Source organism: Psychrobacter sp. (genome assembly GCF_035469765.1).
GTDB lineage: Bacteria > Pseudomonadota > Gammaproteobacteria > Pseudomonadales > Moraxellaceae > Psychrobacter.
In genome coordinates, this window is the sequence record NZ_DATIRM010000405.1 from 1 (window position 1) to 9,771 (window position 9,771).

Consider the following 9,771-nt stretch of genomic DNA (forward strand, 5'->3'; position numbering starts at 1 on the left):
TCTTATTTTATTGTATTTATCGTTTCCCCATCGGTCGGCATTTTGCTAAGATAAGGCGTTAATTTTATGTCCGTCGCTAAGTCTCCTTTACTCTCGAAAATATATAATTTCGTTTTAGGTTTACTGTAATCTGTGAAAGGTTGTGTAGAGAGGAGGGATTCGATATGAGCGACAGATACATTTGGTTTTATGATGCGGTGTAACAATCTATGACAGTAAAGCGTGTGAAAAAACAGTTGGTACAGCTGGTAGTGGGCGTCAGTGTTTCTATGAGTGCAGTGATGGCGAGTGCCGTCATACAGCCACCTGAGATGGAAAATACTGCTTATGTATTAATGGACTATAACACTGGTGAAATCTTGGCACAAAAAAATGCCAATCAAGCTCTACCGCCAGCGTCTTTGACCAAAATGATGACCAGTTATATCATTGAGCAGCGCTTAGCATCAGGTGACCTCAAAGAAAGCGATCAGGTATTGATGAGCCCAAATGCTTGGTGTCGTGGCAGTAGTAGCCAGTCGTGTATGTATGTGCCGGTGAATAAGAGCGCGAGTGTCATTGATATGCTACGCGGTATTATCATCCAATCAGGCAATGACGCCTCAAAAGCGATGGCTGAGCATATCGCTGGAAGCGAAGCTTCATTTGCTATCTTGATGAATGAGCAAGCACAAAAAATTGGGATGAAAAATACTAATTTCGTCAACTCAACCGGTATGCCTGACGAAGGTCATCAAGCATCTGCTTTAGATTTGGCAAAGCTGTCACGCGCTATTATCAAAAACAGTGGTGACTATTACGGCATTTATTCAGAAAAAGAGTTCACTTATAATGGTATTACCCAAGGGAACCGTAATGCTTTACTAGCAACTGATCCGACAGTTGATGGTTTAAAGACAGGACATACCGATGCGGCTGGTTACTGCTTAGCAGCTTCAAGTAAGCGTGAAGATATGCGTCTGATCTCTGTCATCATGGGCACTAAAAGTCAGCAAGCACGCGCGGATCAGTCACGTGAGTTGCTAAACTGGGGTTTTGGTCACTTTACAACAGTCACTCAAGCACCTGCTGGGCAGTTTGTCAGTAAAGTGCCTGTTTGGTTTGGCGAAGCAAAAGAAATAGAGGTTGCGACTGGTGATAATTTACAGATCCTAACCACTAAAACTCAAAAGAATAAAATCACAACAGTGGTTGATATTCCTGAAAGTTTAGAAGCGCCTATCAAAAAGGGTCAAGAAATCGGTAAAATGATGGCTGTGATAGATGGCAAGGTGGTTGCCTCTGTTCCTGTGATTGCAACCAGTGATATCGAGCAATCAGGCTTCATGAGCCGTATCTGGCAACGTTTTTCTCGCTGGGCACAAAACTTATTTTAAGCACCATTAGGGCGTGTCCTCAATTCAATCGATGGACATCTAAGTGGGCTAAAATGGCTAAATTTTGTCAAACATCGTCAAATAGCTAGGTAATATCCCGATATTAACAGCGCTATTTTCCTTGTTTGACTGCAATTTATCTCATTTTTATCTCCATTTTTAAAATGAGGACACGCCCTACCCTAGTACACTCTAAAAAAACTTTTGTATTCAGTTAGACATAAAAAAGACGCCTCGATATAGGGCGTCTTTTTTATGTCTATATATTGCTTATCGCTAAGTCCATGCCAACCAGCGTCTTAATAAATCACTCAGCGCCTTATCTTCATATTTGGCAACTTCGCAATAGTCTATACCCGCCGCTTTTAAACCAGTTTCAAAATTGGCCAAATACTGTACTTGCTGCTGGGGATACCAAAACACCATTAGCGTTCGATACTTCGTCTCAGAGGCACGAATACGACTCGCTAATGATGCCGCTTTTCTTGGAAACACATCCTCTGCAAACATCAATATATCGAATTTTTTTGCACGTATCTCATTGATGACCAACTGTTCATGTTGATAGCAGACAACATCAGCGCCTAAACGCTGTAACTCATCGGCCAATGACTCTTTTTCATGATAGTAGTAATAAATAACCTTTAAGCCACGCAACTTCTGCTGCTGTTGCGATTGGCGCTGGTTCGACATAGGGATAGTAACTGTAAAATTGCTACCAACACCTAGTGTGCTATCGACTTCGATACTGGCAGCCATTAACTGAGCCATCTGCTTAACCACTGGCAGACCAATACCAGACCCTTCATATTGACGAGTTTGTGATGAATCCACCTGAAAAAACGGATTGAAAATATCATTAATAAAATTACTATCAATACCAATACCGGTATCTGCTACGACAACCTGCCAACGATTACTGTTATCAAAATGGGTCAATTGTGAGGTAATGGTGATTTGCCCTGTCGGTGTAAACTTGATGGCATTATTAATAAGTATCAAAAATATTTGTTTAATCCTCTCGGCATCACCTTCGAGGATATAATCAATATGATGAATATGGCTGATTAATTCTAAGCCTTTTTGCTTTGCGATAGGCTCAAAATCTGCCAATAGGTCAGAAATTAATTGCAGGGGATTAAACTCATGTACCTGTAAGATAACTTGACCTTTTTGAATCTGATTTAGCTGGATGATTTGATCTAAGGTTAAGACCAGTTGATCACTACCATTTCGGATGATATCGACCGCGTCTTTTTGCTCATGACTTAAATGCGCATCATCCAATAGCTGCAAACCACCAACAATCGCATTTAGTGAGGTTTTTAGCTCATGGGTAATCATGCTTTGAAAATTATGCAGTTGCATATCAAGCGACAAATCCTTATGATGCATTTGCTTCTCAAAAACCGCAAGCGCTTGATAGCTTTGCTGGGCTACTTGCAAACGCTCAAATAGCGTTATAAACGCTTGCTTAATCTGTACCAACTCCTGAAACGCAAAACGCTGCTGAATCATAGGCAAATGCTCAAGCTCTGGATTTTTTATCATGATATCGCAAGCTTGAGTCAGCGTAGCAATGTCTTTTGATGGCCAATTGAGCTTACGTAGGATAAACAACGCCCACATAATCGCCAGTAGCGTTGTCATCAGCCACAGTAGCAGATAGTCCCTAATCCAATTTTCACGTAGCATCGCTATATCTAAGGTAATATTAAGATACCCAACCAAGGAATCTTCTTTCGGTGAAATTATTTTGTTAGTAAAATCATCGCCAACAACTGGATAATTAAAGCTGACTGTATTAGCAAACAACGCATTTTTCCAGTCATCTCTTAATTGATTGGCGTCAACAATAGGCTGAGAGGCGGTATAAAAGAAAATACTCTCAATGCCTTGCTCTTTTTCTAATAAAAAATGTATTTGTTCATCGACGATATCGGTAGAATCTGCTACCGTTGCGCTGATGGTTAGTAACGTCGCCAAATCCTGAATATGCTGGCGTGTGTCTTTGTAATAGTGAACAAAGCCATAGATAAAAGACACTAAAAGACCTGCCAATACAGCCAAAACCATGGTCTGCATGATAGAGTGCCAGATAAGCGTAGGAAGTGTTTGATGCGGACGGTTGTTCATATCACTCTACTGAGTTAGACAACTTCTGATTATATTACAGCTATTCTATAGCGGTTATAAGTGAAAATTGATATTTTAAGGCAATTAATGAATAGTGCCCTAAATTGTAAAATGTCATGACAACTGATACAGCCGTCATGACAAGGCACGTTTAAAAAGCATGATAGCTAGTATCAAAGGGGTTTTTATCTGCTAGCTACTACTACCCAAAAGCGCAAATATGATTACATTAACGCTTTTTATCTTTGTTGGTAAATCTCGGCTTATCTGTTGTCGTAAATTTCTGCGCACGATTACGTTCACGTTGACGTAACTGTTGAGTTTTGGCTTTGGTTGGTGTGTCGCTTTTATTAGCATACGGGTTTTCATTCAGTTTAAAGACCACATTTAGTGGCGTGCCTTCTAACTTAAATACCTGACGGAATTGATTTTCAAGATAGCGCTGATAACTCTTAGGTAACGAGCCAGTCTGATTACCATGAATTACGATAACGGGTGGATTGTGTCCACCGATATGCGCATAACGCAACTTAATACGGCGACCAGCGACCGTTGGCGGTGGATTGGCAGTAACAGCATCTTGCAAAATCTGCGTCAAACGGTTGGTTGATACCTCAAACATTGACGATTGATAAGCTCGCAATATAGACGGATACAAATTGCCCACGCCCGTACCATGTAGTGCTGAGATTTGATGGACTTTTACATAAGGAATAAAATTGAAACGGCGATCCATCTCAATCTTGATGTAGTTCTTTTGATCGGCAGTCAGACCATCCCACTTATTAATCGCAACCACTAGCGCACGACCGGCGTCCAACGCATAGCCAATCATATGCAAATCTTGATCGACAATACCTTCATGAGCATCAATAACAATAACGGTCACGTTAGAATCTTCAATCGCTTGCAAAGTTTTGATAACTGAGAATTTTTCTACTTTTTCATCGATTTTACCGCGGCGACGAACACCAGCCGTATCAATCAATACGTAATCTTTACCTTCACGCGTATATGGGATATAGATACTATCACGAGTGGTACCAGGCATATCAAAGACTACAACGCGGTCTTCACCAAGCAGACGGTTAACAAGAGTCGATTTACCAACGTTTGGACGACCGATAATAGCAAGTTTCAAACCTCTTGGCTCTACGATATTTTCTTGACTAGGCATATCAGCGGTTAATACTTCGAGCAGATTGCCGACACCGCGACCGTGACTTGCCGCCATTGGATATGGTTCGCCTAGACCTAATGCATAAAATTCAGCAGGCGCCGAATCATGCACGCCATCGACTTTATTAGCAACCACATAGACAGGCTTGCCAAGGGTATGCAGAAACTTACCAATCTCGGCATCGGCACCAATCAGCCCAGCACGCGCATCAACCACAAACACAATGATGTCTGCTTCATGAATGGCAGTATACGACTGCTCAGACATATAATCATCAATATCGCCTCTGCCATCGTCCGCTTCACCAATACCACCGGTATCAACGACAATAAAAGCTTTGTCTTCGTAGGTCGCATCACCGTATTGACGGTCACGAGTCAATCCTGACAAATCAGCAACCAATGCCTGCCGACTTTTAGTGAACTGATTAAATAAGGTGGATTTACCGACGTTTGGACGACCAATTAAGGCGACCACAGGCTTGATACTCATGGGTTACTCTCAGTGAAAGGCACAATGACGGACAACGCGACTACTTAGGTAAAATATCTTTTACAAAGCTACTTTACTGTTATAACAAAGCAGAAAATAGCGGCAGTTGACCGTAAATTTAAATGAATGATAAAAACAAAACGATAGCAAAAAAAATACTTACTATCTAACAATTAATAAATGATATTCAGATAACTGAATCATATATGGGTACTATTGATAGGTACTATGTATCGCTATTATATAGAGATAACGCCGACAATGCACCGGTCGCATAGAGTACGCGAAAGCCAATATGTAAACAAGCATTTTACAAGGCATTAAACGCTGACCGTGCAGCGTTTAATTTATTCACTATAAGCTCTTTATATGTCTATTATCAGCCCAACCCATTAATAAACAATATAACCAATATAAAAACGCTTATTAAATAGACTGCTAATAATAACTATTAGCGTGCCAACTGCCAAATTGCAACTTGTCCTGAAGTACTTTGAGTCATCAAACGGCTACCTTGAACTTGCAAATTGGTCAATACGCCTTTGGTCTGTACACGGCTAACAATTTTACCCGTGGCTGGGTCAAATAGGTGCACTACCCCATCAAAATCACCCACTGCGATATAGTTGCCAATCATCACAGGATTGGTCAAATGGCGATAGGCCAATTCTTCACTTTCCCATAAAACCTGACCATTACTACGATTGTAAGCGACCACTTTACCATCTAAACTCGTGGCAACCACTTGCTGATTATTGACCGCAAGCGCTTTTAAGCTAGCAAGCTCATTAACAAACATCACTTGGCGGGCCGCCAAATCAATACCGAGCAGCTGACCGCTATAGCTGATCGCAAATAGCTGATTGTTATCTACAATCGGCATGCCATCAACATCGCTCATACGCTCAACTTCACTGCTACCTGTGCCCACGCCAACACGTCTTGACCATAGCGGTAAGCCATTATCGACGGTAATGGCATGCAAGCGTCCATCGGCAGTGGCAAGCAATGCAGTTTTGGCATCTAATAACGTCGGTGCCGCACTACCGCGTATACTGATAGCAGGAACTTGGGTGGCAAACTGCCAAACTGACTGACCATTTTGTAGCGACAAACCATGTAAAAAGCCATCATTAGCTGACAGAATCACACGATTATTGCTGATAAGTGCTGGCGTTAATACTGAACCGCTAAGCTGTTGTTGCCAGCGCTTTGCACCTGTCGCGCTATCAAATGCCATAACTAAGCCACCACGAGTGCTGATAATGGCTGTTTGGCTAAGCTCATCTATTGCAACACCGCCTGTGATTTGATCACCGACATCAACTGACCATAGACGCTGACCGGCTTTATCGAAGCCGACTAAATCACCACCGCGCGAGGCAGTGACAATCTGCGTATTGCCATAGCCAACTTGCAAATCAAGCGGGTCCTTTTTACTGACGTTTTTATTACCAACATCAGTACTAAAAACTGGCTGCAACACACTGATCGGCTGCGCGATTTGTACCAGTTTTACAGGGTCATTGACGACTGGTTTGATACCTCGATTACACCCAATGACCGCTGTTGCCATTATCGCAATGACAGCTACGTGCATCGCCGTTGAGCGCACGGTTTTGGCGTTTATAGTTTTGTTAGAGCGGATAGCTTGAGTCATCATAGGTCTCACTACAAATAAATTAATCATTAATAAATTAGCGTTCAGTAAGCAATAAATAGTAACAGCTTAGCGCAAATAAGTGCTCGTTATTATCATTATTCTGACTGCGCTACTTCCTTTGTAGAACGGTTTTAGGTGTCGCGACATCTATTATAGTTGGCGTGCAGCTTTTATGCACCAGCGTCAGTATTCGCCTCTTCTGATCCTTCGCTCGCAACGGGCTGCGACGTTACTGTAGACTCTTGAATAAGGCTGGCTTGCTCAGCGATAGGTTCAGGAACAATACCCAAGCTTTCCATTTTTAATGCCAATACTGCACGAGTTTCTTGACGCTCACGTAACAGCTCCCAAGCATTATTGTAGGATTTAATGGCTGAGTCTGTATTATCTTGTGCTAAGTAAATATCACCGAGCAGCTCTTGTTGACTGGCTTCAAATGAGCTTGGCATATCACGGCTGGCCTCTGCTAAGGCAGCTTTGGTATCGCCTGCTGCCAAAAGCGTGGTCGCATAGCGCAAACGGGTAATTGCCTCTAGACCTGCATCACCCAAATCGATAGCCAAGGCTTTTTTAAAGGTCTCGCCTGCTGCCTTAAAATCATCACTGTCGACTTGTTGGCGCGCTTTAATCATCAGAGCCTGCCAAGCATAGACTGACTCTCCATGAGTACCAACTAAAGTATCGATGTTTTTATTTAGCTGAATACGGCTCTTCTCTAACGACGCTTTTGCCTCCGCTTCTAGATCCGGATTTTGCGATGCCAAGCTAACTTCTTCATTAAGACGTTGAATATCCGCATATTGATCGGCTGCAACGGTATCCACACGTGCATGATTATCTTGCCAATAAGTCCAGCCAAAATAGGCGACTAACGCCAATAAAATCACGGTGACAATATAGCTGCCATACTGCTTTAGCGCTTGCATTGAGTTATCTGCATTCGGCGAATTAGGGGTCAGAGCCATATACTTTTACCTGATAAAATTGTTATTAAATTGCTAGTGCTACACTCAATGCTACTTATGGCGACAAAAGTTACTATTATCTGACAACCAATCTTGAGCAGCTGTTTTTTGTTCGCCGGTCTGCATATTTTTAATGCTAATAGTTTTATCATCAATCTCTTGCTGAGCGATAATAACGGTCAATGCAGCACCCGACTTATCCGCTTTTTTCATTTGGGCTTTTAAGCTGGTTGCACTTGCCATTTTTATGCGCAAATCTGGGCGGCTATAACGCAGGTTCTGCGCATAAACAATACCGGCACTATAAACTTCAGGATGAGCAACCACAAAAACATCACAAGCAGGTATATCAGCAATAGGAGCAACCACTTCCATAAGCAGTAATAAACGTTCAAGTCCCATGGCAAAACCAACCGCAGGTTCAGATTTAACCGGTTTATTATCGCCTTTATCATCACGGTTATCAGCAGATTTTAGCTGTCCAACCAAGCCATCATAACGACCGCCGGCACAGACAGTTGCTTGACTGCCAAGCTTATCAGTCACCCATTCAAAAACGGTTTTATTATAGTAATCAAGACCACGTACCAGATGCGGGTTGATTTCAAAATTAATACCAAGCTCCGTTAAATAAGCTTGCACTTGCTCAAAATGCGCCACGCTTTCGTCACCTAAAAAGTCAGCAAGCTTGGGTGCATCTACCAATAACGCTTGGGTACTGGCTTCTTTACTGTCTAATATACGTAGTGGATTGGTCGTCAGGCGACGCTTGCTATCCTCATCTAACTGCTCTTGCTTATCAGTCAGATAAGCAACCAGTGCTTCACGATAAGCATGTCGCTCATCAATCTCGCCTAGACTATTCAATTGCAGACGCATCTCATCTTTTAGACCCAGCTCTTGCCACATCAAATGCGTCATCGCAATCAGCTCAGCATCGGCATCTGGTAACGCACTACCAAAGCTTTCGACACCCAATTGGTGAAACTGACGATAGCGCCCTTTTTGTGGACGCTCATAGCGGAACATCGGACCGATATACCAAAGCTTTGGCGTATCGCCGCGTAGTAGATTGTGCTCATTTACTGCTCGTACTGCCCCTGCTGTGCCTTCAGGACGCAAGGTAAGCGGCGTTGGTGGATCAGATTTATCGGTAAAGCTATACATCTCTTTTTCAACGATATCCGTAGCACCGCCAATCGCACGAGCAAATAAATCAGTTTGCTCAACGATAGGCAAGCGAATATGCTCATAACCGTATCTGCCAAGCACATCAGCCAATATCGACTCTAAATGCAGCCATTTTGCAGACTGTGCAGGCAAAATATCATTAAACCCTTTAATCGCTTTAATCATGGTACGGTCGTATCCTTTAAATTTTAACCAATAGCTCTATAATTTTTATTGATAAAACGCTTTATTATCTGACTCGGATAATCTCGTTTTCGCGCTTTTTTGCCAATTCTTCTGCATGGGCACGTACCATGCCTTCTATCTCATCAACTAGGTTATCAGTATCAATCAGATGACTTTTTTCGCCCATACGGTAGACCAATGATTTCGGTGCCGCACCAACGATACCGATATCCGCTTCTTTCGCTTCACCCGGACCATTCACCTTACAACCAATCACTGACAAATTCATCGGCTCACGAATATCCTCTAAACGCGACTCTAACGCAGTCATTACTCTAATCACATCGAACTCTTGACGCGAGCAACTTGGGCAAGCAATAAAATTGACGCCATTAGAGCGAATATTAAGTGATTTTAAGATATCAAAACCAATTTTAATCTCTTCTTCTGGTTCTGCAGCTAAAGAGATACGAATCGTATCACCGATACCGTCCAATAATAAACCACCTAGCGCGATGGCAGATTTGACAGAACCAGTACGATAAACACCCGCCTCTGTGACACCTAAATGCAGTGGATTATCAATCTGCGCTGAAATCAGAC

7 protein-coding genes are annotated in these 9,771 nt (G+C 42.4%); 1 reads left to right on the plus strand and 6 read right to left on the minus strand.

What is annotated here, in order from left to right; genetic code table 11:
- The first annotated feature begins 209 nt into the window (after window positions 1-209).
- Window positions 210-1,376 carry a D-alanyl-D-alanine carboxypeptidase family protein gene (locus VLN09_RS11245; protein ID WP_325246556.1) on the plus strand — a complete coding sequence of 389 codons (1,167 nt, stop codon included), beginning with the start codon at window positions 210-212 and terminating at the stop codon, window positions 1,374-1,376.
- 276 nt (window positions 1,377-1,652) lie between these two features.
- Here the strand turns inward: VLN09_RS11245 and VLN09_RS11250 are convergent, their stop codons facing one another.
- From VLN09_RS11250 to VLN09_RS11275, 6 genes are all read right to left on the minus strand, one after another.
- Window positions 1,653-3,512, minus strand: coding sequence for a HAMP domain-containing sensor histidine kinase (locus VLN09_RS11250; protein WP_325246558.1), 1,860 nt, complete (start codon window positions 3,510-3,512; stop codon window positions 1,653-1,655).
- A 229-nt stretch (window positions 3,513-3,741) separates the two neighbouring features.
- The gene (gene der, locus VLN09_RS11255) at window positions 3,742-5,184 is read right to left on the minus strand and encodes a ribosome biogenesis GTPase Der (RefSeq protein ID WP_325246560.1); all 1,443 of its coding nucleotides are present in this window, start codon (window positions 5,182-5,184) and stop codon (window positions 3,742-3,744) included.
- Between the two features lie 451 nt (window positions 5,185-5,635).
- On the minus strand, window positions 5,636-6,844 hold the full coding sequence (gene bamB, locus VLN09_RS11260) for an outer membrane protein assembly factor BamB (RefSeq protein ID WP_414709130.1): 1,209 nt from the start codon (window positions 6,842-6,844) through the stop codon (window positions 5,636-5,638).
- A 173-nt stretch (window positions 6,845-7,017) separates the two neighbouring features.
- Window positions 7,018-7,812, minus strand: coding sequence for a YfgM family protein (locus VLN09_RS11265; protein WP_325246564.1), 795 nt, complete (start codon window positions 7,810-7,812; stop codon window positions 7,018-7,020).
- A 51-nt stretch (window positions 7,813-7,863) separates the two neighbouring features.
- Window positions 7,864-9,168, minus strand: coding sequence for a histidine--tRNA ligase (hisS, locus tag VLN09_RS11270; RefSeq protein WP_325246566.1), 1,305 nt, complete (start codon window positions 9,166-9,168; stop codon window positions 7,864-7,866).
- A gap of 64 nt (window positions 9,169-9,232) precedes the next feature.
- Window positions 9,233-9,771 (minus strand): flavodoxin-dependent (E)-4-hydroxy-3-methylbut-2-enyl-diphosphate synthase (locus tag VLN09_RS11275; protein WP_325246567.1); only part of this gene is annotated, 539 nt, incomplete at its 5' end.

Bases quoted from the DNA above. Each gene is read 5' to 3' on its own strand.
- VLN09_RS11245 (WP_325246556.1), top strand. From the start codon at position 210: ATGACAGTAAAGCGTGTGAAAAAACAGTTGGTACAGCTGGTAGTGGGC.
- VLN09_RS11250 (WP_325246558.1), bottom strand. From the start codon at position 3,512: ATGAACAACCGTCCGCATCAAACACTTCCTACGCTTATCTGGCACTCT.
- der (WP_325246560.1), bottom strand. From the start codon at position 5,184: ATGAGTATCAAGCCTGTGGTCGCCTTAATTGGTCGTCCAAACGTCGGT.
- bamB (WP_414709130.1), bottom strand. From the start codon at position 6,844: ATGACTCAAGCTATCCGCTCTAACAAAACTATAAACGCCAAAACCGTG.
- VLN09_RS11265 (WP_325246564.1), bottom strand. From the start codon at position 7,812: ATGGCTCTGACCCCTAATTCGCCGAATGCAGATAACTCAATGCAAGCG.
- hisS (WP_325246566.1), bottom strand. From the start codon at position 9,168: ATGATTAAAGCGATTAAAGGGTTTAATGATATTTTGCCTGCACAGTCT.